Source organism: Cellvibrio sp. ATLC23, from assembly GCF_057196725.1.
On sequence record NZ_JBXUOS010000006.1, the window covers coordinates 1 to 23,034 of the forward strand.

Consider the following 23,034-nt stretch of genomic DNA (forward strand, 5'->3'; position numbering starts at 1 on the left):
CCGTTACGCTTCGCTCCACTGGACAGAATTTAAGTTGCGGCTTTGTGGTTTTGCTACGCAAAAGTATTCCACAAAGCCGCAACTTAAATTCTGCCGTTTACCACGGCGTTATACAAGGAATAAATAATGGCCAATGAAGAAATGATTGAGTTCGTTGAAAAAGAACGGAAAAAGCGAAATGAATATACTTTAATGTTCACGGAGTTGGCCGAAAGAGAGAAGGATCTGCAGGAGCAACTGGCCAAACAGCAAGCAATAATAAGCCAGCAAGAGTCACAACTTAATGAAAATAGAAACCGCCTAAAAAAGGAATACCTTAATCGTGAAAAGGAATTTCAAGCGGTTCTAGAAGAAAGAGAAAAGCTTTTCGAAAAAAGACAGGAAAGCATGTTTCAACGTCAAAAGCAGATGGAAGAACATTTCCAGGAAAGGCTTTTAGAGACTGAAGAATTAAGAAATAGACTTGAGCGAGAGCTTTCTGAAAGGGAGTCAGCATTAAAAAAAGCTCAAGACGAACTGGAAAAAGAAAAGCTAAAATATACCGAGGAAAGTCGCAAACAAATTGAAACAAAATCAGAAACATATGTGAATACTGCGCTTCTCGGGCTGGAAGAAAAAGAAAAACAATTTCATACAATTTCAAAATATTGGTCAGTATTCGGAGCACTGTCAATTGTAATAGGAATAGGTTTTATAATTTTCGCTAGCCTTAATGGAGCTGCGTCATTTCATAATGGAAAAGGTTTCAGCTGGACGTACTTCCTGTTTATTACATTCAGGGGTCTAATTGTTATAGGTTTGTTTGCTGCATTGGCAAGGTATTCATTTATTTTTGCAAATTCATATATGCATGAATCCTTGAAAAATGGAGAAAGAAGGCATGCAATAAATTTCGGGAAATTTTACCTTGAGGCTTTCGGAGCTAACGCAAGCTGGCTTCAAATTAAAGAGGCGTTTCAGCATTGGAATATTGGTAATGTTAGCGCTTTTTCAAAGCAGGAGGAAAAGTCTCGCGAGGCTGAAAAGCCAATTGAAGAAGTCGAACAGCCAATCACTAAAAGGTAAATGTATAACAAAGCAATCAAACGGATGGTTTTTAAGTAGCACTTTTGCCATTCCGCTTCGCTCCATTTTATGGCAAAAGTGCTACTTAAAAACCACCGTTTATCGCGGCGTTATGAACTAATAAGCGAGGCACCATCATGGAATTGAAAGAATTTGTAAAAGCTACGATAGAGCAAATAGTTGAAGGTGCCGCCGCTGCTCAAGAAGCTGTATCGGCAAGAGGAGCAATAATTAATCCTGCGGGAGTTCAGTTTCAAAAAGACGGCACATGGAATACATACAAAGATTCAATGCCTCAAAACATAGAATTTGATGTTGCTCTAACGTCCACAGACAAAAAGGGTTCATCCGAAGGGGTTGGAGTCTTTCTTGGAAGCATTAGCTTAGGAAAGAAAAATGAAAGTGGTATTGAACAAATAGCAATTACAAAAGTTAAATTTTCAATACCGGTAATTCTTCCTACAGGTGGAACCATTAATGAATTTTAAAAAAATCATAACAAATCGTTCCAGCACCGTGCGCTTCGCGCACTCGACAGTTTGTAAGTTGTTTTTTTATGGTTTTGCTACGCAAAAGTACCCCACAAAAAAACAACTTACAAACTGCGGCTGAACTCAGCGTTAAATATTCGGGTTTTGTTTTTTGCTTTGTGCAGTCGGGAACGCTTTCGTACTTTTTGAGCCGTGCTTACTCTAAGCAAGAGTCGCACTTGGCAAGTTTGCAATTAAAGCCTTTTGCTCTTCGAAGTTTGTGTTTCAAACGAAATCGCTATTCGTTCGCAGAAAGTTCAGCGTACTGCCCAACACAGCACAGAACAACTCTGTTAGGTTTATCACGTGCCGCAGCTTGCGCACATTAAATTGGCAGGTAGTTTTTAAAAGTCTGCTGCGGTCAAAAGTTCGCGTTCTTTTTGAACTCTTGCCAATAAGCTAAAATGCGGTAATCTTCATCACATTACTTTTTATCGGGCGCATGTAGTTACTGCTTCAAAAACTCATGCTTTCGTTTTTTAAACCACCAAATACTTAACAAGGCGTTGCACCAGACGAATTGTAAGTAGCGCTTTTGCAATATCGCTACGCAAAGTTTATCGCAACGCGCTACTTACAATTCGCAGGTGAACGCAACGTTATGCAAAGAAATATATGAGCAATATCTCAACTTATGAAGAGTTATTTTCCCACTTAGTTCCAGAGTTCAAATCTTATTGGAACTCTGGAGGTTGCCTTTTTAACAACGGAGCAGAATCTACAATTCATGGTATTTTTACTGCATTTGCTCACGTTGCATGTAAGAAACTGGAGAGTAACTCTTTGGAAAACGCTTCTGCCATATTTGAGTTTATGGAAAGCACCATAGAGAATGGTGAAAAGCCTGCAAATGCAGCATGCACCTGCTTTTTTGAAAACGTGCTAAATAGAACTCCATCTACTATAAAGCCGGAACATTTTGTTTCTTTACTTGGTGAAAGATCAAAGGAGTTTTGTAGGTCGTGGAACAAGTTCACGGGCGTCAACATCGCAGGCATTTAAGTCCTGCATAACAAGGCATTGCACCTGACGAATTGTAAGTAGCGCTTATGCAATATCGCTACGCTAAGTTTATCGCAACGCGCTACTTACAATCCACAGGTGAACGCAACGTTACGTGGTCTTAGAGTTTTGGTTTGTGCAATTCTGAAAGTACGCAAAAGCAAAACCGTTTTTTTTGAAGAACGAATGTTTTTGGTTATTCTTCTTCGGCACAGTTTGTTCGTTGTAGCGGTTTGAAGAATGCTAAGGTTTTATCTGGTTTGTGTTCTTGCAGGTTTTGCTTTATAAACCGAAATGCCAGTTCGGCTTTGGTTAAATTCAGCTTTTGTTATTTCCCATTTTTGGGTAAAGTTCCATCAATTTTTAGGCGTGTTGGTTTGCATTGGAAGGCAAAGCAAAAGCTTCCTTTCTGCTTCAGCAACATCATCATAAAAGAATTATCACGTAACAAGGCAATGAACCGGATGGCTTTTAAGTAGCATTTTTGCCATTCCGCTTCGCTGCATTTTACGGCAAAAGTGCTACTTAAAAACCACCGGTTATCGCAACGTTACAAAGGGCAAGAATTTTAAAGCTACAGCTTCGGAAACACCGCAAACGTAAAAGCTGTATTATTTGAAGTATGAATGCTTTGGGTTTTCCGCTTCGGCTAGTTTTGTTTTCTTAGCAAGTTGAAGAATGAGTGTTTTTTGTTTCCTGCTTCGGAAAGTGCGAGCTTCGTAGCTTTTGAAATAACGAAGGTTTTATTCGCACCTTGCTAAGCAGGTTTTGTATTTTAACCGTTGTGGTATTGTCTTTTTTTCTTTACCGCTTCGGAAAGTTGGTTTTGGGCTTTGCTAGAAAAAGCTTTTTGGTTTTTCGTTGAGCAAGGCTAAAACCGTAGTTTGTAACAAAGCGTTGCACCCGACGAATTGTAAGTAGCGCTTATGCAATATCGCTGCGCTAAGTTTATCGCAACGCGCTACTTACAATCCGCAGGTGAACGCAACGTTACGTGGTCAAAGCGTTTTAGCTTGTGCAAACCTGAAAGTACGTAAAAGCAAAACCGGTATTTTCGAGAATGAACGTTTTTTTGGTTTTATGCTTCGGCTAGTTTTTACGCTGTAGCGGTTTGAATAATGTGAAGGTTTTGTCTGGTTTGTACTCTTGCAGGTTTTGCTTTAAAAGCTGAAATGCAAGTTTGGCTTTGGTTAATTTTTGCTTTTGTTATTTCCCAATTTTGGGTAAAGTTCCATCAAGTTTTAGGCTTGTTGGTTTGCACGGAAAGGCAAAGCAAAAGCTTCCCTCCCGTTTCGGAAAATTCTTCACAAAAGCAATATCACGTAACAAGGCAATGAACCGGATGGTTTTTAAGTAGCATTTTTGCCATTCCGCTTCGCTGCATTTTACGGCAAAAATGCTACTTAAAATCCACCGGTTATCGCAACGTTACAAAGGGCAAGAATTTTAAAGCTACAGCTTCGGAAACACCGCAAAAGCAAAAGCTGTATTATTTGAAGTATGAATGTTTTGGGTTTTCCGCTTCGGCTAGTTTTGTTTTCTTAGCAAGTTGAAGAATGAGTGTTTTTTGTCTTATGCTTCGGAAGTGTGAATTCCATAGCAATGGAAAGAACGAAGGTTTTATTCGCACCTTGCTAAGCAGGTTTTGTATTTTAACCGTTGTGGTATTGTCGTTTTTTCTCTACCGCTTCGGAAAGTTGGTTTTTGGCTTTGCTAGAAAAATCTTTTTGGCTTTTCGTTAAGCAAAGCTAAAACCGTAGTTTGTAACAAGGCGTTGCACCCGACGAATTGTAAGTAGCGCTTTTGCAATATCGCTGCGCTAAGTTTATCGCAACGCGCTACTTACAATTCGCAGGTGAACGCAACGTTAGGCTTAAATATGAAAGTTATCTTCACCCTAATTTCCTTAATAATCCTGCAAGGTTGTGTTAGTGCAAATCTAGATGGCGCGTTCCCGAGTACCGAATTTATTTACAGCTTCGTAGATGGTAACGGCTTGCCGGTGAGCGGAGTTTCATTAGAGGTCGTGAATAGCGATGGAGCGTTAGCTTATAATTATCCTATTGGAGAATTTACTGGACCAAATAGTGTTATATCCACCTCAGAAGGGGTTTTGAAGTTTAGTCATTTAAATAAAGGTTTTGAGTTTGCCGGTGAGTGTTTTGGCTTTGGCATATTTAAATATGGTGCTTGTTCGGCCCCAGAGTACACCCTGGATACCAAAGGCAAGGAATAGGTAGAAAAATGATGGCAGCCTTAAATTCCATTTATGGTCACTTCCATCAGCAAATGTTGACTGCTGACGGTGAGGCTGTTGAGTTTTATAAATCTGTAGGTTTTGTTCGTGCAAGCAAAACGAAACCTATGTGGATTTATTCAGGCACCGAACATTAGTTTGCAACAGGTACTAACTGCACACGAGGCGGGCTGCCTAATTTGATGTCGCCACGCACTCTATAACCCGGCACTGCATCGCGCATTTTTTGGTAGATCCAGCGCCCTTCCACATCGGTGCGCGCAATGATAATCGCCAGACTATTAGTTGCTTTTAGTTTTTGTGCGATTCCGGTTAGCTTGGCGATAATTTGCGGATCATCTTTGCCAAGCAAACTTGCATCGAGTAAAAATTCATTTGCGCCGCCACGATAAGGCTCTACTGGAGGGGCTGATTTAATTTGTTCCGCCAATCCGGTTGCTACTTCTTTAATTAGCAAGTTAGTCGGATCAACAATGCGTGCATTATTGAGCATTGTGGTTGCCTGCGAGTAATTGCCGCGAGCCGCCGCCTGACGAGCGAGATCTACATAGCGCATAACAATACCCTGCAGGCCACCTTTGGCGCGGGTGTTATTGGGGTCCAACTTGAGTGCTGCACGAAAGTAATCGTATGCGTTGTCATTGTGGGGGGTGAGTAGCTGGTCGTGCGCCAGGGTATATTCACCATTGAGAATCAACAGTTTTACTGCTTGCTGCTCTTTGGTAATGACGGGTTTAGGCTGCACTTGGGGCACAGGAGCAGGAGCAGGTTGTTTTTTCTGATTGGCATAAAAGGGGATCTGGCAAGCACTGAGCGAACACACCAAAACAGCCAATAAACCACTGCGACCAATAGAATTACGCATAACACCCTTCTCGATAATCTCGTTAGACAATCCATACATTGATTTACCAGACCACCCGAACATCTAATCGCAAAAGAAAAACCAAACAGCGATAGAATGATCTTTATTACCGGTTGTCTATAGGCCGCGTATGTTACTGTAAGTCGCGTCGCCGGGCACTATTGCCCGCTCACCAACATTTACTTTTAAACCGGGAAACGCCTCATACCATGTTTAATGTGTACCGACCAAGACTTGGCCTTTTGTCTCAACTCAGCATGAACGCTTTATTGCTACTCAGTATGCTATTTACCCAACTGAGTACTGCCGAAGATTTTTTGACGCAAAAACCTGGATCTTTCACCAGTAGCAATACACTAAATTCCAGCTTACTTAGCAGTCAGGACGAGTTTTTACCCGTTGCCGACGCATTCAAACCCAGCTACATCATCACCCAAGGCAAACTGGTTCTGCATTGGCAAATAGCGGAAGGCTACTATTTGTATGAGGAGCGTTTTATTTTTCGCCCCGATAACAATAGCCAAATATCTCCGTCTTACACGCCAGGCAAGATGAAGTATGACGAGCTATTTGAACGTGAGACCATGGTTCACTACCATGAAGTGTCGGCCAGTTTTGATTTGGCAGGTATCGACAAGGCATTTAATCTAAAACTGGAATACCAAGGCTGCGCCGATGCAGGCCTCTGCTATCCACCACAAAAACTGACACTGGCGATTGACCCCGCAAACGCATCGGTGACAGAGCAAAATCCAAACTTATCAGCATCTGCCGTTGAATCAACAACTGCGCCAACAAAAGCATCATCTACCGTCACCACAACCGATTCTAGCTGGATATTTCAGGCCATTATTTTTGCATTGCTAGGCGGCATGATTCTCAACCTGATGCCCTGTGTGTTTCCGGTGCTCTCTATTAAGGTAATGAGCTTGGCGGCCGCAGATCGTTCGCGACTGGTTACCCACGGCTGGGCCTATACCCTTGGTATAGTGGTGTGTTTTGTGGGTTTCGCGATAGCTTTGCTCATTGCACGCAAAGGTGGTGAAGCAATTGGCTGGGGCTTTCAGCTGCAGTCGCCGGGCCTCATCGCCGCCCTCGCCTATTTATTTTTTGTGATGGGTTTGAGCATGTCAGGCCTGATCAATGTTGGCAGCAGCCTGATGGGAACCGGCCAAAACCTGACCCAAAAATCCGGCCTGAGCGGCTCTTTCTTTACCGGCGTATTGGCAGCCGTGGTCGCCAGCCCCTGCACCGCACCTTTTATGGGGGCCGCACTCGGTTTTGCCTTAACCCAACCAGCCATTGCCTGCCTTGCCGTATTTGCCGCCTTGGGTTTTGGCATGGCATTACCCTTATTAGTACTTTGTTACTTGCCCGCGTTGGCCGAGCGCTTGCCCAAACCCGGGGCCTGGATGGATAACCTCAAGCAATTCCTCGCCTTTCCTCTTTACCTTAGTGCAATCTGGCTGCTGTGGGTTTTCGGCCGTCAAACCAGCGTTAGCGGTATGGCAGCACTATGCGTTGGTGCTGTCGCCATCGCCTTTGGCTGCTGGCTGTTGGGACGCGACGCGCGGGGATTTTGGCAGCTAGTGCGCCGGATTAGCATCGCCGCCAGTTGGATAATTGCAGTTGTCCTGGTTTGGCAAAGCTCCGCAAACCAAAACCAAACACCGACTGGCCGCTGGCAAGCTTACAGCCCTGAACTTGTCACCTCACTACGCGCCGAAGGTCGGCCAGTATTTATCAACTTGACCGCTGATTGGTGCCTGACCTGCCTCGCCAATGAGCGAATTGCACTTCACACTCAGGCCGTTGAGCAAACCTTTGATGAGCTAAATGTGGCGACAATTAAAGGCGATTGGACGAATACTGACCCGAAAATCACTGAACTTCTGCAAGAATATGGTCGCAGTGGTGTGCCTTTGTACCTCTGGTTCCCCGCCGGCAGCACCGATAAAGCAATCGTTTTACCGCAACTGCTAACACAAGACCTGATTATCGACACACTAAAAGCGAAAATAACCGCAAAGTAATTGCTTTTTGATTGTTTTCGCCACACTTGCCTGCAACATTTTGCAACTTCTCACATCTTGCCGCTAACATGGGGGCAAGATGCGGGGATAATCGAGCAAAACGGCTATTTCCACCCTCCTGCTTAACACTATCGCGAATAACTTCTTCAATCATGCAGGCATTTTCTGCCATCTAAACAAAATTTCGCGGGCATCGTGGACATATCCTGCTTTTTGCGGCAAACTCCTCCCACTTTGAAATCCCCGGCAAGCTGAACTTGCGCTTTCGTTGCGAGTCTCAGCATAAAACCAGAATATCACCGCAGGATCACTGTTAATGGCAACCATTTTGGTACTTCACGGCCCCAATCTGAATTTGTTAGGCCTGCGCGAACCAGACATCTATGGTGCAACTACGCTTGATGATATCAACCGCACCCTGACCCAGATCGCCATAGCGGCTGGCCATCATCTGCAAACCCTGCAAAGCAACGCTGAATACGAACTGATTGACCGCATTCACGATGCGCGCAAAGAAGGTGTCGATTTCATCATCATCAATCCCGCTGCGTTTACCCACACCAGTGTCGCCCTGCGCGATGCATTGTTAGGGGTCGGCATTCCATTTATCGAAGTACACCTATCCAACGTGCACAAACGCGAAGCCTTTCGTCACCACTCTTATTTTTCTGATGTCGCCCACGGCGTCATCTGCGGTTTTGGTGCCACCAGTTATGAACTGGCACTACAAGCTGCATTCAAACTCGTTAAACAGTAACGCTTTTATTAATTTGGCCCTGCCAATAACAATCACAACACACCTTGTTACAGAGAGGATTTTATGGATATTCGCAAAATTAAAAAATTGATCGAGCTGCTGGAAGAATCCAACATCGGCGAACTGGAAATCAAAGAAGGCGAAGAGTCTGTGCGCATCGCCCGTAACAGTGGCACCACCCAATACTTCAGCGCACCAGCGCCTGCTGGTTACGCTATGCCTGCAGCACCTGCCGCTGCAGCGCCAGCAGCAGCTCCGGTTGCCGCCGCACCTGCAGCAGCCCCAGCGGCACCGGCAACTGCTGGCCATGTAGTGAAATCGCCAATGGTTGGCACCTTCTACCGCTCACCAAGCCCAGGCTCACCTATGTTTATTGAAGTGGGCAAACACGTAAAAGCGGGCGACGTAATCTGCATTATCGAAGCGATGAAAATGATGAACCAAATCGAAGCCGACAAAACTGGCATCATCGAAGCGATTTTGGTGGAAGACGGCAACCCAGTTGAATTCGATCAGCCTTTAGTGACCATTGTTTAATCAACCATTGCGGTTGCCTACAGGGCACCCCAATCGCTAATCGCTGAGGAACTGGTTTATGTTCGATAAAATTTTGATCGCCAATCGCGGCGAAATCGCATTGCGTGTATTGCGCGCCTGCAAGGAAATGGGCATCAAGACAGTTGCTGTCCATTCACAAATTGACCGCGATTTAAAACACGTACGCCTGGCAGATGAATCCGTCTGTATTGGCCCAAACCCATCACCCAAAAGCTACTTAAATGTACCGGCAATTATCGCCGCGATGGAAATCACCGATTCCGAAGCCGTTCACCCCGGCTACGGCTTTCTCGCTGAAAACGCTGACTTTGCCGAGCGCGTGCAAAAAAGCGGCTTCACCTTTATCGGCCCGGATCCAGCGGTAATCCGCATGATGGGCGACAAGGTTGAAGCGATTAAAGCAATGAAAAAAGCGGGCGTTCCTACCGTGCCAGGTTCAGATGGCCCACTGCCCGAAGATCCCGAAGAGTGCATGAAGATCGCCAAGCGCATCGGCTACCCGATTATCATCAAAGCCGCCGCTGGTGGCGGTGGTCGCGGCATGCGCGTGGTACATACCGAGGCAGCACTGATCAACTCCATCCATGTAACCCAAGGCGAAGCTAAAGCTGCCTTTGGCGATGACACTGTGTACATGGAGAAATTTTTACAGAACCCACGTCACGTGGAAGTGCAAATTCTGTCTGACGGCCAAGGCCACGCGATCCACTTGGGTGACCGCGATTGTTCGCTGCAACGCCGCCACCAAAAAGTACTGGAAGAAGCACCCGCTCCCGGCATTCCGCAAGATGTGCGCGAAGCGACCTATGCCGCTTGCACCAAAGCCTGTATTGATATTGGCTACAAAGGCGCCGGTACTTTTGAATTCTTGTACGAAGATGGCCGTTTCTACTTTATCGAGATGAACACCCGTATTCAGGTTGAGCATCCGGTATCCGAAATGGTGACCGGCATCGATTTGATCAAGGAGCAAATCCGCGTTTGTTCGGGCTTGCCACTGTCAATCAAACAATCCGATGTGATCATTCGCGGTCACTCGTTTGAATGCCGTATCAACGCAGAAGACCCGAAAACCTTTATGCCCTGCCCCGGCCTGGTAAAAGGTTTCCATGCGCCGGGCGGTTTAGGCGTGCGAGTGGATTCACACTTGTACAATGGCTATACCGTGCCGCCGAATTACGACTCAATGATCGCGAAAATTATCACCTATGGTGATACCCGCGAGATCGCCCTGAGCCGTATGCGCAACGCACTGGATGAAACCATTGTCGACGGCATTCGCACCAATATCCCGCTGCAGCAAATGCTGGTGCGGGACCCGGAATTCCGCAAAGGTGGCGTAAACATCCACTACCTGGAAAAGAAATTGGCCGAGTAATACCAGCCGATTAACCCGAAGGGGCGCGATTTATCGCGCCCTTTTACATTGCGTCACTGCTTATTTGCGACCATCATTTCAACTGCAAGATTTCAGCGGGACAAAAACTCGTCCCACGACAAATTCATCAGCAAGAATTTATTTTATGCCTTGGTTACAACTCAAAATTATCAGCTCGCGCCGCTATGCGGAATCGCTCGAAGATTCACTGCTCGCCTGCGGAGCAGCGTCCGTTACCCTGCAAGATAATGCCGACCAACCTATTCTCGAACCCGGCTTAGGCGAGACCCCACTCTGGGATAGCGTTAAGATCACCGGTTTGTTCGATGCAGAAATCGATACCGCCAAAACAGTTGCCATCGCCGAGCGGCGCTTTGGCAACCCACTGCCCGAACACTACTGGGAGCAGCTGGAAGATAAGGATTGGGAGCGGGAGTGGATGTCCAACTATCATGCCATCCGCTGCGGCGAACGCCTGTGGATTTGCCCCAGCTGGCAGCATCCGCCGGAACCAGACAAAGTTAACCTGATGCTCGACCCAGGTCTCGCCTTTGGCACCGGCACTCATCCGACCACATTTCTGTGCATGCAATGGATTGATCAGCAAGACTTTAGCGGTAAAGAGGTGATCGATTACGGCTGCGGCTCAGGAATTCTCGGCATAGCCACCCTCTTGTTGGGAGCCAAAAAAGTGATCGGCGTGGATATAGATCCGCAAGCCTTGCTTGCTACCACCGAAAACGCCAAGCGCAATCAGCTGCCGGAAGATGCAATGCCGGTCTACTTGCCACCCCAATGTCCGGCAGTACAGGTAGACGTAATGCTCGCCAACATACTCGCTGGCCCACTGGCAGAACTTGCACCCGCACTGAGCGCCATGACCAAAATTGGGGGGAAACTCTGCCTTTCAGGGATTTTATCGGTGCAGGCTGAATCAGTCATGGCGGCCTATAAACCCTGGTTTGTGTTTGACCCTATCGCCGAGCAAGAAGAGTGGGTGCGTTTAACCGCCACAAAGGTGAGCTAGTTGGCATTGCCGATGGAGAATACAACGACCGGCTGTCGCTGGAATTTACCCTGCGGCTCCCGCTAGTTACACTGTTAAACTGCACCAAGAAACTGACCGGGGTTCTCCTGCCCCCTCTGTGTTAAGAGCCAATAAACCATGACCTCTGCTAGCAACCAAATGATCACTCGCTGCCCCAAATGCGGGACAGCTTTTCGTGTGACCCCCAGCCAGCTGCAATCCGCCAAGGGTGCGGTTCGCTGTGGCTCCTGCTTGCATGTCTTCAAGGCTCAGGAATATGTGGCTGCAACGCCGGCAAAAAATAACACTGCATCATCCCCATCTAGCATTGCAACAGCAAAGCCCAGCGTCACCGCTGCAGCAACAAAAACCGTACCCGCAAAAACACCACCAACGACAAGGGTGACAACACAAACTCAAGCTCCTGCCAGCAAATCGGCCACTACCACCGCGCAACCCGCGATATTAAGTGCAATCAAACCGCCACCAGTTGAGCCCCCCAAGGCATCTGTTACCGCCGCGCCCGCAACAAAACCCGCAGCAGCTAAACCGGTCATGCGTACCATCAAAAAATCACCCCTTGATGAAACGGATGACCTGCTGATTAGCGACGACATGGATGATAGTAAAACCGACGACACAGACTACGAGTTTGATGGCTTTATCGATATAGACTCGACCCCCAAAGCAGAGGTGTCGCTGTTCGAGCGCAAAATTAGCAACAAAGACACAAGTGAAGATCCTGCCAGCGCAGCCGATGAATCTTGGGCGGAAATGCTGATTGAGGATGAGAATGAAACACCTCAATTAGGACTACTTAAACCCAAGACCGAAGAACAACTTGCAGATGACGAGCTATCTTCTAGCAATGCAGTCAACACTGAATACAACCATGACGCGGCAGTAGAACCATCCGATACAACCACCAAAACCTCTGCACCAGGATTGATATTTAGTTTGGTAGGAGAAAAAGAAGAACACATCGAGCCACACCACAAGCCACCGACCGGCGACGACTTTGTACTCAGCGAAGAGTTGGCGCGCATCCCTAGCAATCAGGGCTTCAACCAACCTAGCGCATCCGACACATTGGATCCCAGTATTTTTGAAACTCCGGACGACAACAACGCGGATAGTGATACCCCCAAGCGCCAGGTCAAAACCCAGCCCAAAATCCGCGCTTACGATGGCTCTCGCACCGCACTGCTGATGAACATTATCCCGGCACCGATAGAATTTAATGCCAAACGCATGCGCCGCTGGTATCAGCGCAAACTCTGGCCAAGCCTTAGTGCGTTGGCGCTAGTTGCGTTACTAATACAAGTAGGCTGGTTTAAGTTCGATTACTTCAGCAGAGTCGAGCCCTATCGCACCGGCTATTTATTTCTCTGCCCCTATCTAGGCTGCGAAGTGCCAACACTGGTTGATACTAGCCGCATCATTGCATCCAATTTAGTAGTACGCGAACACCCAGAAGCCGAGAGCGCATTGGCGGTAGATGTAATGCTGATTAATGGCGCGCCCTTTGACCAACCCTTTCCCGACCTGCTTCTGGTTTTTACCGACATAGACAACAATCAGGTAGCGGCACGTCGCTTTATACCCAAAGATTATCTGGGGGGCGAACTGGTTGGACGAGAACTTATGCCACAGAATCAAAAAATTCATATCACGTTGGACTTGGTCGATCCAGGCGCAGAGGCAGTGAACTACCACATATCCATTCCGCGCAAATAATAGCGATACCCGCTCCATTTGATGCAGGCCTTCCACGACCTGCATCAATTCATTCTTTTTTGCAACCAAAAACAGCTAAAAAACCCACTTTTATCGCTCAAAAAAACGCCATTTTTTATGCTTTTTGCGTTCCAAACCCCAGCCCAAACGGGTATTATGGCGACCCTTTTACGCAGGACCCTGTACAAATTTAATACAGGGGGAAGCTCAGGTGAATCCGGCACTGTCGGCACAACCCCAACTACAACGATTCACTCACTACAAGCCAACCACGTGTTTACTATCGGCTCCTTTTGTATCGACAGTCAGGTCATTCTCGCGCCTATGGCAGGTGTGACTGATCGCCCCTTTCGTCAATTGTGCCGCTCACTGGGTGCTGGGTTGGTGATATCGGAGATGCTGACCGCTGACTCCACTTTATGGAGCAGCCGCAAGAGCAGCCTGCGAATGGATCACACGGGTGAAGCCGAGCCCATCGCCGTGCAAATTGCCGGAGGTGATCCGGAAATGATGGCCGAGGCCGCGCGCCTCAATGCGGCCAATGGCGCCCAGATTATTGATATCAATATGGGCTGCCCCGCTAAAAAAGTATGTAAAAAAGCCGCCGGTTCTGCGCTCTTAAAAGACGAGCAACTGGTCGCTAATATTTTGCAAGCCGTAGTCAGTGCAGTGGATATACCCGTCACGCTGAAATTTCGCACTGGCTGGAGCAACGAAGAACGCAATGCGGTGCGTATTGCACGCATCGCCGAAGATGCTGGCATACAAGCGCTGGCACTTCACGGTCGCACCCGCGCCGATGCTTTTTTGGGTGCAGCCGAGTATGACACTATCGCCAGTGTCGTGAGTGCGGTGAAAATTCCCGTGTTTGCCAATGGCGATATAGATTCACCGCACAAAGCCAAAGCCGTGTTAGATCACACAGGTGCCGCAGCGGTGATGATAGGACGGGCGGCTCAAGGTCGTCCCTGGATTTTCCGGGAAATTGCGCATTACCTGCGTACCGGTGAGCAATTACCCGAACCGTCGCTGACCGAAGTCAGAGACATTTTATGTACCCATCTGCGTGAGCTATACCGTTTTTATGGTGAGTTTATGGGCCCGCGTATCGCTCGCAAACATGCGAGTTGGTATTTGCAAACGGTTCCTGGCAGCGAAGCATTTCGCAAAACCTTTAACGCTATAGATAATGCAGAAGAACAACAAACCAGCATTCAAAATTTCTTTGAACAGCTGCTTACGAAAGAGGAAAAAGCCGCATGAATACCGCAACTTTCTTTGCTGAATCAACTCCAGCACAAGCTGCAAACCCAAACCAACCAGTACAAGCTCAATCGCTGCGCGGCTGTGTAGAGCAGGCAATGGAAAACTATTTCAAACACCTCGATGGTCAAGAGGTTAGCAACGTTTACGAAATGGTACAGGCTGAAGTAGAAGCGCCTATGCTTGAAATTGTATTGAAATATACCCGCCACAACCAAACCCGCGCTGCGCAAGTATTGGGTTTGAACCGTGGTACTCTGCGTAAAAAATTAAAGCAATACGGCCTGCTGTAATTTTCCCAGCGCCGCATGGCAATCAAAAAAGGGGTGGCAATTTATTTCCACCCCTTTTGCTTTTCAACAGTTTAATTTTTCACTTACATGGGAACTGAGTATGTCTAACACTTCCGATCTTGTTGCAGTAAAACGCGCGTTAATCAGCGTGTCTGATAAAACCGGCATTGTCGAATTTGCCCAAGCCCTGCACGCCCAAGGCGTAGAAATTTTATCAACCGGTGGCACGTTTAAATTACTCACCGACAACAAGATCCCTGCGATTGAAGTCTCTGACTACACCGGCTTCCCGGAAATGATGGATGGCCGCGTTAAAACTCTGCACCCAAAAGTACACGGCGGTATTTTAGGTCGCCGCGGTATAGATGAAGGCGTAATGACACAACACGGTATTAACGCGATTGATATGGTTGTGGTGAATTTGTATCCGTTTGAAAAAACCGTTGCTAACAAAGACTGCTCTTTGGAAGACGCCGTAGAAAATATCGATATCGGCGGCCCAACCATGGTGCGCGCTGCTGCAAAAAATCATGCTCACGTTAATATCGTGGTTAACGCTGCTGACTACGCCACTATTCTTACTGAGATGCAAGCCAACAACGGCTGCACCTCACTGAAAACCCGTTTCGATTTGGCGATTAAAGCCTACGAGCACACCGCCGCTTACGACGGCGCTATCGCCAATTATTTTGGCCGCATGGTAGAGGGTGGCAGTGCCGATTTCCCGCGCACCTTCAACAGCCAATTTATCAAAGCGCAAGAAATGCGTTACGGTGAAAACCCGCATCAAAAAGCTGCTTTTTATGTGGAAAAAAATCCACAGGAAGCCAGCATCGCCACCGCCAAACAATTGCAAGGTAAAGAGCTGTCGTACAACAACGTGGCTGACACTGACGCAGCGCTAGAAACCGTTAAATGCTTCACCGAGCCAGCCTGTGTGATTGTGAAACACGCCAATCCTTGCGGTGTTGCTGTATCGTCTAACATTAAAGATGCTTACGACCTCGCCTACGCAACTGATACCGAATCTGCCTTCGGCGGTATTATTGCCTTCAACCGCGAGTTGGATGCAGCGACTGCGCAAGCTATCGTTGAACGTCAATTTGTGGAAGTGATTATCGCCCCCAGTGTTTCTGCCGAAGCTGTTGAAGTCGTGAAAGCGAAACAAAATGTTCGCCTGCTTGCCTGCGGCGAGTGGGGTACTGAGCGCTTCGCTGGATTGGATTATAAACGCGTCAATGGCGGCTTGTTGGTACAAGATCGCGACAACGGCATGATCACCGCTAGCGACTTAAAAATTGTGAGCAAACGCATCCCTACCGAAGACGAACTGCGCGATATGTTGTTCGCCTGGAAAGTGGCGAAGTTCGTTAAATCCAATGCAATTGTCTACGCTAAGAACTCACAGACTATCGGTGTTGGCGCAGGCCAAATGAGCCGCGTAAATTCCGCTCGTATAGCGGCAATCAAAGCAGAACACGCTGGTTTGCAAGTCGCTGGCTCAGTAATGGCCTCCGATGCCTTCTTTCCGTTCCGCGATGGTATCGACAATGCTGCCAAAGTGGGTATTGCTGCAGTAATCCAACCCGGCGGCTCAATGCGCGACGAAGAAGTGATCGCCGCCGCCAACGAACACGGCATGGCGATGGTATTTACTGGTATGCGTCACTTTAGACATTAATAAATCGCGTCATTAATGAATGTGAGTTATTTGTACCACTGTAGGTTGGGTGGAGCCAAAGGCGATACCCAACACTTTTGTTAACCACACCGATGGGTATCGCTTGCGCTCCACCCATCCTACGGATTGAACAAGATGAATGTATTAATTATTGGCGGCGGCGGACGCGAACACGCGCTCGCGTGGAAAGCGGCGCAAAGCACGCAAGTTGAAATTGTATTTGTTGCACCGGGCAACGCCGGTACTGCACTGGAACCAAAATTAGAAAACGTCGCTATCGATGTATTGAATTTTGAAGCGCTGGCGAATTTTGCGGAAAAGAATAATGTTGGTTTAACCATTGTTGGGCCAGAAGTGCCATTGGTTGCCGGTGTGGTTGATTATTTTCAAGCACGTAATTTATTGTGCTTTGGCCCAAGTAAAGGCGCGGCGCAATTGGAAGGATCAAAAGCCTTCACCAAAGATTTTCTCGCGCGCCACAAAATCCCGACAGCGGATTACCAAAATTTTATCGAAGTAGAACCCGCTCTCGCTTACTTGCGTGAAAAAGGCGCACCGATTGTCATTAAAGCTGACGGCCTCGCTGCGGGCAAAGGTGTAATCGTCGCCGAAACCTTGCAACAAGCTGAAGACGCCGTGCGCGATATGTTATCGGGCAATGCGTTTGGCGATGCAGGCTGTCGTGTTGTGATTGAAGAATTTTTAGCAGGCGAAGAAGCCAGCTTTATTGTGATGGTCGATGGTAAAAATGTATTACCAATGGCAACCAGCCAAGATCACAAACGTGTTGGCGATGGCGATACCGGCCCTAACACTGGTGGCATGGGTGCCTATTCACCTGCACCTGTAGTCACACAAGCTATACACGACCGTGTAATGCAAGAAATTATTTACCCAACCGTGAACGGCATGGCGGCGGAAGGCAATACTTACGTTGGTTTTTTATATGCTGGCCTGATGATCGATGCAGCGGGCACGCCTAAAGTTATCGAATATAACTGCCGCTTTGGCGACCCCGAAACCCAACCGATTATGTTGCGTTTGCAATCCGATTTGGTTGAACTATGTTTAGCTGCACTCAACGGTGATTTGGATAAAACCACTGCCGATTGGGATGCGCGCGCATCGGTAGGCGTTGTGTTGGCCGCTGGCGGCTATCCAGATGCTTATGACAAAGGCGATATTATTTCCGGTTTACCCACCACAGAAATCGCGGGCGAAAAAGTTTTCCACGCGGGTACTGCGCAGAAAGATGGCAATGCCGTTACCAACGGTGGGCGTGTACTCTGCGCAACTGCATTGGGAAATACAGTTTTGGAAGCACAGCAACGCGCTTACAAACTCGCTGAGCAAATTAGCTGGAAAGGTATGTTCTACCGCAAGGATATAGCCTACCGCGCTATTGCGCGTGAGCAGAACCAATAGCATTACAATTGCTGTAAGTAAAAAAGGAACCTTCTGGTTCCTTTTTTATCACTCCAGATTTACCGCAAGGAGCCATTATGATTGCAACCCTGATTAGTCATCCCAGCTGCCACCAACACCATATGCCCGCCGGTCACCCAGAGTGTCCTGAGCGAATCGATGCAATCACCAATCAACTCATGGCAAATGGTATCGATGGTTTACTGTATCAACGCGAAGCCCCTGCCGTAACCGACGAGCAACTGTTGCGCGTTCATTCGCTTGATTACCTGCATACAATTACTCGCGCAATTCCCAGCGAAGGCATTGATGCCTTTGCTGATGATGTTTATTTGTCACCGCACACATTGCGCGCCGCGCGCCATGCCGCAGGAGCAGCGGTAATGGGAGTCGATATGATCATGCGCAACGAAACCGACGCAGTGTTTTGCAATGTACGCCCACCCGGCCATCACGCCGAACGCGCGCGCGCAATGGGCTTTTGTATTTTTAACAATGTTGCGATTGCTGCTGCACATGCATTGGAGGCCTATGGCTTGAAGCGAGTCGCTATAGTCGATTTTGATGTACACCACGGCAACGGCACACAAGATATTTTTTTTAATGACCCGCGGGTTTTATTTTGCTCAAGTTTTCAATACCCGTTTTACCCCAACACCAATATTGATGATGTACCCGCACATATCATTAATACCCCCCTGCCCGCTACCTGCCGCAGCGAAGGCTTTCGCAGTGCAATCAGTGCGAGCTGGTTTCCCGCACTGGAGCAATTCAAACCACAATTGATATTAATTTCCGCCGGTTTTGATGCGTATATTGATGACGATATGTCGGCGATCAGTTTGGTCGAGCAGGATTATTCTTGGATCACACAAAAACTGCGCGCATTGATGGATGAAAGCAAACAACGTCCACCGGAGCAGCAATGCAAAGGTATAGTTTCCACATTGGAAGGCGGTTACGATTTATTAGGGTTGGGGCGCTGCGCGGTTGCGCATATCAAAGCCTTGGCAAAACTATAATTTTTTACAGCGTAAGCGTCATATCAATTAATCCGTCATCACGATTAAATTTCACGGTAAAACCCAGTTTTCGCGCAAGATTCGCCATACCGGAATTTTCGAGCATGGTACAACCCGTCAGTTGCTGCGCGCCCTGATTACGGCAGTAATCAATCATTTTTTGCAGTAGTTTTCCACCCAAGCCTATGCCTTTTAATTCACTGCGCACAGCCATCGCAAATTCAGCTTGAGTATTGTCCGGGTCTATTTGCACCCGCACTACGCCTAGAATTTCTTCCTTGTGTTCACCGTTATTCGCCACAGCGATAAATGCCATTTCGCGCGCATAATCAATTTGCGCTAAACGCGCCATTTGTTCGTGGGAAAATTGTGGCAGTTCGGCGAAATAGCGCTTGTATCTATCTTCCTTGCTTTGCGAATTATCAAACGCCAATAAATTCAATTCATCTTCCGGACGAATCGGACGCAAGACTATTGAGCGCTGATTGCGCAATACAAACGACTCCTCAAGTTCCTTGGGATAAGGTCTGATCGCCAACGGATGAACATTTTTTTCCGCGCTGATATTCACACTCGCTTCCAATACGCGAATATCATCACCTGCAACCAATACTGGGTTGATTAACAAACTGCGCAACGAAGGATGGTCAATTACGATTTGGCTAATTTGTGTGAGCAACAAACACAGAGCCGACATATCGAGCGGTACATATAATTCACGCTCGCGAATTTTGCCTTCGGCAAGCGCTTGTATCACCATGTAGCGCGCTAGCGCCATATTTAGCGGAGGCAAAGCAACTACCGCATTGCGCCGCACACTCCAGTGACTGGCAGCTTCGCCCAATAAAATTACCGGACCAAAAACAGGATCGACTTGCACCTCTATCCTTAATGGATAGGCTCCTTTACGTTGTGATGTGCTCAGATCTACTGATGCATTTTCTATCGGAGCAACTGTAGTGATTCCATAATCCGTCAACAGCGCGGTTGTTTCCACGCGAGTCAATTGGCTGCGCTCGTCTGCAAGTGCCTGCGCAATAATTGCCTGTGCATGAGGTGGCTGATAGGGAACCTTATCGCTGATTGAATCAGGCGTTTCCGACAATAATTTTTGGTTGCGGCGATATTGCACCATATGCATAAACGCACCGACAGCACCTTCCGGCGTACGAAAAGAAGCAATGCTCGCGTCGGCAAAACGCAAGCGCGCATTGTGTGCTGCATCTTCTCCCATCCAGTTGGCAAATAAATTCGGCTTGCGCCCAATATAATTTTTATAAGTGTTGATTACCGCATCCGCATATACTTCACCGTGGGTGAGCGCAGAAGGCGCCTGCATAATCAGAATATTATCGACACTGTTACTCTTTAATAATACGTGCAAGACTTGCTGATAGGTTTCTGGCGCAGCATCGCCCAACAAATTAATCGGGTTAGTCGCACGACCACCAGAGTGAATAAGCGGCTGTAATTGTTGAACCGTTTTTTCATCTAATGTAGCGAGCCGACCACCGCGCTGCAGCAGCGCATCTACCGCCATCGCACTGGGGCCATTGCCATTTGCAATAATGACCAACTGCTCAGAGTAAATTGGTTTGCCATTAGCGAGAGTTTCTACAGCAGCAAGTAACTCACGCAAATCTCCTACGCGCAGCATACCCGCACGCCGAAAGGCTGCATCGTAAACCGCATCATTACCGATTTTTTCGACGGGCAGACGCGATGTTAATGCGCTGCTCTCAGAATAAATGCCAGCTTTGATAACAAGAATGGGTTTATTAAACGATGCGGCGCGCGCTGCAGACATAAACGCACGGCCATCGTGAATTGCATCGATATACAAGAGGATCGCCGAGGTTTGCGGGTCGCGTCCGAGATAATCGAGAATTTCATCGAAATCGATATCGACTCCCTCACCTAGCGAAATAAATTGTGAGAAACCAATACGCCGACGACGCGCCCAATCCAGCAGGGTTACACATACAGCTGACGATTGGGAAACTACCGCAATTTTTCCCGGCAATGCGTTGATGTGTGCGTAGCTCGCGTTTAAACCTAATTCGGGAATGATAATACCGAGTGAATCAGGACCAAGAATTCTTACGCCCCATTCCTTGGCAATTGCAAGCATTTGTTGTTGTAAGTTCGTGCCTTGTGCGGTGAATAAATTATCCAGCCCCGCCGCAATCACAATCGCATTGCGTGTGCCTTTACGCCCCAATTGCAAAATAATTGCAGGCACACGGGTTGCACGAGTACAAATAATGGCGAGATCGGGAACAATCGGCAATTCATCAATCGAGCGATAAGCCAACACACCATTCACAGATTTATAGTGTGGTGTGACCGGCATAATCGGCCCGTCAAATTGCCCCTGCAGTAAATTGCGCATCACCGCATTGCCGGGGCGATTGGGCTGGTTGGATGCACCTATGACTGCAATCGAATGAGGCTTGAGTAATTGCTCAACACTTTTTACTGTCATTTATTTACCGCCAACCATTTTTATCTATCCATTTTTACAGTTATAAATTTTCGTCGTCATCATCAATTTTTTGCAAACTCAATTCACCAAAACTGGTCGGCGCCTTGGACTGCGTTTGCGGTTCAGTCGCAACGGCTGTTTCTGCTTTGGGCACTGCAACACCATCGGTTGCCAGCTTTATTCGCAGGCGTAAATTATTCGGCGAATCCGCATTGGCAATTGCATCGTCAAAACTTACCTTGCCCGCCATGAACAATTTAAAAATTGCACCGTCAAATGTCTGCATACCGAGATTTTCAGATTTCTCCATAATCTCTTTAATTTCAGTAAGCCGACTTTTTAAAATCAACTCCTGAATTGTTTTAGTGCCTAATAGCACTTCAACAGCGGCGCAACGTTTTCCATCCACCGTGGGCAATAAACGCTGCGATACAAACGCGCGCAAATTTTGCGACAGTCCCATTAATAATTGCGGGCGGCGCTCCTCGGGAAATAAATTAATAATCCGTTCCAACGCCTGATTGGAATTGTTGGCGTGCAGCGTGGAAATCGCCAAGTGCCCGGTCTCGGCAAACTCCAGCGCGTGCTCCATAGTTTCGCGGTCGCGAATCTCGCCAATTAAAATCACATCAGGCGCTTGGCGCAGAGTATTTTTTAACGCGGCTTTGTAACTGCGGGTATCCACACCCACTTCGCGCTGGTTGATCACACTGCGTTTGTGTTTGTGCACAAATTCAACCGGATCTTCAATGGTTATAATATGGCCGCCGCTGGATGAGTTTCGATGATCAATCAGCGCCGCCAAGGATGTGGATTTACCGGAACCTGTGCCACCGACAAATAACACCAGCCCGCGCTTAGTCATAATCACATCTTTTAATACTTCCGGCAGACCCAGTGCATCAAATTGCGGAATATCCGTTTTGATGTTGCGCGCGACTATCGCCACCTCATTGCGCTGCTTGAAAATATTGATACGAAAACGGCCAACCCCATGAATAGAAATGGCCAGATTCATTTCTAATTCGTGCGCAAAAATACCCCGCTGCTCTTCATCCATAATCGCATTGGCGATAGCTTCTATCTCACCCGGCTTAAACGGCTCGGTGGCCAACGGCTTCAATACACCTTGGAATTTGGCACAGGGTGGCGCGCCAGTACTCAGATATAAATCCGATCCGTCTTTTTTGGCGAGAATATTAAGATACTGGTCGATTGGGGTTGCCATAAATTACTCCGCTAAGAACAAAACAATAGGAGGAGTATAGACATGATCGCCCCATAAGCAGGTTAAGTGGTACTAATCAACCGCAGCAACAAATGCAATCTCCACCAACATGGCAGGATCGAGCAATTCCACTTTGACGCAAGCGCGAGAAGGCGCGCAATCTACAGGCAACCAAGCCGCCCAAGCGCTATTCAGTGCGGGTACATTATCTTGGTGAGTGATGTAGATTGTCGCTGACAGCAAGCGGGACTTGTCGCTGCCAATTGCCGCTAAGGTTGCATCTGCTTGCCCTAAAATTTGCGCGATCTGCTCATCCATCGCGCAATCCGTATTATTAGGAACTTCGACAAAATGGGCGATACCCTTATATACAGTGGCATCGGACCAGCGCGGTGCAGGATTTAAGCGTTGAATATTCATGTAGGTTT

The 23,034-nt window shown here is 47.5% G+C and carries 20 protein-coding genes; 16 read left to right on the forward strand and 4 right to left on the reverse strand.

Annotation, left to right across the window (positions count from 1 at the left end; genetic code table 11):
* Positions 1 to 126 precede the first annotated feature (126 nt).
* The 5 genes from AC2CG4_RS10915 to AC2CG4_RS10935 all read left to right on the forward strand — a co-directional run bounded on the left by AC2CG4_RS10915 (position 127) and on the right by AC2CG4_RS10935 (position 4,991).
* Positions 127 to 1,065, forward strand: coding sequence for a hypothetical protein (locus AC2CG4_RS10915; RefSeq protein WP_484486286.1), 939 nt, complete (start codon positions 127 to 129; stop codon positions 1,063 to 1,065).
* A gap of 137 nt (positions 1,066 to 1,202) precedes the next feature.
* The gene (locus AC2CG4_RS10920) at positions 1,203 to 1,553 is read left to right on the forward strand and encodes a hypothetical protein (protein WP_484486287.1); all 351 of its coding nucleotides are present in this window, start codon (positions 1,203 to 1,205) and stop codon (positions 1,551 to 1,553) included.
* Between the two features lie 657 nt (positions 1,554 to 2,210).
* Positions 2,211 to 2,597 (forward strand): DUF7674 family protein, encoded by a 387-nt coding sequence (locus tag AC2CG4_RS10925; protein ID WP_484486288.1) that lies wholly within the window; start codon positions 2,211 to 2,213, stop codon positions 2,595 to 2,597.
* Positions 2,598 to 4,476: 1,879 nt separating this feature from the next.
* Positions 4,477 to 4,833, forward strand: a complete 357-nt coding sequence (locus tag AC2CG4_RS10930) for a hypothetical protein (protein WP_484486289.1) — start codon at positions 4,477 to 4,479, stop codon at positions 4,831 to 4,833.
* A gap of 8 nt (positions 4,834 to 4,841) precedes the next feature.
* Positions 4,842 to 4,991, forward strand: coding sequence for a hypothetical protein (locus AC2CG4_RS10935; protein WP_484486290.1), 150 nt, complete (start codon positions 4,842 to 4,844; stop codon positions 4,989 to 4,991).
* Here AC2CG4_RS10935 and AC2CG4_RS10940 read toward each other — a convergent pair.
* Entirely contained in the window at positions 4,988 to 5,719 is a 732-nt protein-coding gene (locus tag AC2CG4_RS10940; RefSeq protein ID WP_484486291.1) for a hypothetical protein, read from the reverse strand. The genes AC2CG4_RS10935 and AC2CG4_RS10940 overlap by 4 nt on opposite strands.
* 242 nt (positions 5,720 to 5,961) lie before the next feature.
* Here AC2CG4_RS10940 and AC2CG4_RS10945 point away from each other — a divergent pair, with 242 nt between their 5' ends.
* From AC2CG4_RS10945 to AC2CG4_RS10995, 11 genes are all read left to right on the forward strand, one after another.
* On the forward strand, positions 5,962 to 7,752 hold the full coding sequence (locus tag AC2CG4_RS10945) for a protein-disulfide reductase DsbD family protein (RefSeq protein ID WP_484486292.1): 1,791 nt from the start codon (positions 5,962 to 5,964) through the stop codon (positions 7,750 to 7,752).
* Between the two features lie 316 nt (positions 7,753 to 8,068).
* On the forward strand, positions 8,069 to 8,509 hold the full coding sequence (gene aroQ / locus AC2CG4_RS10950) for a type II 3-dehydroquinate dehydratase (protein ID WP_484486293.1): 441 nt from the start codon (positions 8,069 to 8,071) through the stop codon (positions 8,507 to 8,509).
* A 63-nt stretch (positions 8,510 to 8,572) separates the two neighbouring features.
* A complete protein-coding gene (gene accB / locus AC2CG4_RS10955; RefSeq protein WP_484486294.1) occupies positions 8,573 to 9,046 on the forward strand; it encodes an acetyl-CoA carboxylase biotin carboxyl carrier protein in 474 nt (157 codons plus the stop codon).
* A 58-nt stretch (positions 9,047 to 9,104) separates the two neighbouring features.
* Positions 9,105 to 10,445 (forward strand): acetyl-CoA carboxylase biotin carboxylase subunit, encoded by a 1,341-nt coding sequence (gene accC, locus AC2CG4_RS10960; RefSeq protein ID WP_062066274.1) that lies wholly within the window; start codon positions 9,105 to 9,107, stop codon positions 10,443 to 10,445.
* Positions 10,446 to 10,590: 145 nt separating this feature from the next.
* Positions 10,591 to 11,472: a 50S ribosomal protein L11 methyltransferase gene (gene prmA, locus AC2CG4_RS10965; protein ID WP_484486295.1), complete on the forward strand. Its 882-nt coding sequence runs from the start codon at positions 10,591 to 10,593 to the stop codon at positions 11,470 to 11,472.
* Positions 11,473 to 11,610: 138 nt separating this feature from the next.
* Complete coding sequence (locus tag AC2CG4_RS10970) at positions 11,611 to 13,209, forward strand: DUF3426 domain-containing protein (protein ID WP_484486296.1); 1,599 nt, start codon at positions 11,611 to 11,613, stop codon at positions 13,207 to 13,209.
* 273 nt (positions 13,210 to 13,482) lie between these two features.
* Positions 13,483 to 14,472 (forward strand): tRNA dihydrouridine synthase DusB, encoded by a 990-nt coding sequence (gene dusB, locus AC2CG4_RS10975; protein WP_484486518.1) that lies wholly within the window; start codon positions 13,483 to 13,485, stop codon positions 14,470 to 14,472.
* Positions 14,469 to 14,765 carry a DNA-binding transcriptional regulator Fis gene (gene fis / locus AC2CG4_RS10980; RefSeq protein ID WP_062066283.1) on the forward strand — a complete coding sequence of 99 codons (297 nt, stop codon included), beginning with the start codon at positions 14,469 to 14,471 and terminating at the stop codon, positions 14,763 to 14,765. The genes dusB and fis overlap by 4 nt, the downstream gene beginning before the upstream one ends.
* A gap of 100 nt (positions 14,766 to 14,865) precedes the next feature.
* Positions 14,866 to 16,446 (forward strand): bifunctional phosphoribosylaminoimidazolecarboxamide formyltransferase/IMP cyclohydrolase, encoded by a 1,581-nt coding sequence (purH, locus tag AC2CG4_RS10985; RefSeq protein WP_484486297.1) that lies wholly within the window; start codon positions 14,866 to 14,868, stop codon positions 16,444 to 16,446.
* Positions 16,447 to 16,581: 135 nt separating this feature from the next.
* Positions 16,582 to 17,871, forward strand: a complete 1,290-nt coding sequence (purD, locus tag AC2CG4_RS10990) for a phosphoribosylamine--glycine ligase (protein ID WP_484486298.1) — start codon at positions 16,582 to 16,584, stop codon at positions 17,869 to 17,871.
* A gap of 77 nt (positions 17,872 to 17,948) precedes the next feature.
* Positions 17,949 to 18,893, forward strand: a complete 945-nt coding sequence (locus AC2CG4_RS10995) for a histone deacetylase family protein (RefSeq protein ID WP_484486299.1) — start codon at positions 17,949 to 17,951, stop codon at positions 18,891 to 18,893.
* A 4-nt stretch (positions 18,894 to 18,897) separates the two neighbouring features.
* Here AC2CG4_RS10995 and AC2CG4_RS11000 read toward each other — a convergent pair whose 3' ends face one another.
* The 3 genes from AC2CG4_RS11000 to AC2CG4_RS11010 form a co-directional block, all read right to left on the reverse strand.
* A complete protein-coding gene (locus tag AC2CG4_RS11000; RefSeq protein WP_484486300.1) occupies positions 18,898 to 21,378 on the reverse strand; it encodes a bifunctional acetate--CoA ligase family protein/GNAT family N-acetyltransferase in 2,481 nt (826 codons plus the stop codon).
* A 40-nt stretch (positions 21,379 to 21,418) separates the two neighbouring features.
* Positions 21,419 to 22,606 (reverse strand): PilT/PilU family type 4a pilus ATPase, encoded by a 1,188-nt coding sequence (locus AC2CG4_RS11005; RefSeq protein ID WP_484486301.1) that lies wholly within the window; start codon positions 22,604 to 22,606, stop codon positions 21,419 to 21,421.
* Positions 22,607 to 22,678: 72 nt separating this feature from the next.
* Positions 22,679 to 23,026: a RidA family protein gene (locus AC2CG4_RS11010; protein ID WP_484486302.1), complete on the reverse strand. Its 348-nt coding sequence runs from the start codon at positions 23,024 to 23,026 to the stop codon at positions 22,679 to 22,681.
* Positions 23,027 to 23,034 lie beyond the last annotated feature (8 nt).

Bases quoted from the DNA above. Each gene is read 5' to 3' on its own strand.
- aroQ (WP_484486293.1), top strand. From the start codon at position 8,069: ATGGCAACCATTTTGGTACTTCACGGCCCCAATCTGAATTTGTTAGGC.
- AC2CG4_RS11010 (WP_484486302.1), bottom strand. From the start codon at position 23,026: ATGAATATTCAACGCTTAAATCCTGCACCGCGCTGGTCCGATGCCACT.
- accC (WP_062066274.1), top strand. From the start codon at position 9,105: ATGTTCGATAAAATTTTGATCGCCAATCGCGGCGAAATCGCATTGCGT.
- purD (WP_484486298.1), top strand. From the start codon at position 16,582: ATGAATGTATTAATTATTGGCGGCGGCGGACGCGAACACGCGCTCGCG.
- AC2CG4_RS10915 (WP_484486286.1), top strand. From the start codon at position 127: ATGGCCAATGAAGAAATGATTGAGTTCGTTGAAAAAGAACGGAAAAAG.
- accB (WP_484486294.1), top strand. From the start codon at position 8,573: ATGGATATTCGCAAAATTAAAAAATTGATCGAGCTGCTGGAAGAATCC.
- fis (WP_062066283.1), top strand. From the start codon at position 14,469: ATGAATACCGCAACTTTCTTTGCTGAATCAACTCCAGCACAAGCTGCA.
- AC2CG4_RS10925 (WP_484486288.1), top strand. From the start codon at position 2,211: ATGAGCAATATCTCAACTTATGAAGAGTTATTTTCCCACTTAGTTCCA.
- AC2CG4_RS11000 (WP_484486300.1), bottom strand. From the start codon at position 21,378: ATGACAGTAAAAAGTGTTGAGCAATTACTCAAGCCTCATTCGATTGCA.
- AC2CG4_RS10935 (WP_484486290.1), top strand. From the start codon at position 4,842: ATGATGGCAGCCTTAAATTCCATTTATGGTCACTTCCATCAGCAAATG.
- prmA (WP_484486295.1), top strand. From the start codon at position 10,591: ATGCCTTGGTTACAACTCAAAATTATCAGCTCGCGCCGCTATGCGGAA.
- AC2CG4_RS11005 (WP_484486301.1), bottom strand. From the start codon at position 22,606: ATGGCAACCCCAATCGACCAGTATCTTAATATTCTCGCCAAAAAAGAC.
- AC2CG4_RS10920 (WP_484486287.1), top strand. From the start codon at position 1,203: ATGGAATTGAAAGAATTTGTAAAAGCTACGATAGAGCAAATAGTTGAA.
- AC2CG4_RS10995 (WP_484486299.1), top strand. From the start codon at position 17,949: ATGATTGCAACCCTGATTAGTCATCCCAGCTGCCACCAACACCATATG.
- AC2CG4_RS10930 (WP_484486289.1), top strand. From the start codon at position 4,477: ATGAAAGTTATCTTCACCCTAATTTCCTTAATAATCCTGCAAGGTTGT.
- AC2CG4_RS10940 (WP_484486291.1), bottom strand. From the start codon at position 5,719: ATGCGTAATTCTATTGGTCGCAGTGGTTTATTGGCTGTTTTGGTGTGT.
- AC2CG4_RS10970 (WP_484486296.1), top strand. From the start codon at position 11,611: ATGACCTCTGCTAGCAACCAAATGATCACTCGCTGCCCCAAATGCGGG.
- purH (WP_484486297.1), top strand. From the start codon at position 14,866: ATGTCTAACACTTCCGATCTTGTTGCAGTAAAACGCGCGTTAATCAGC.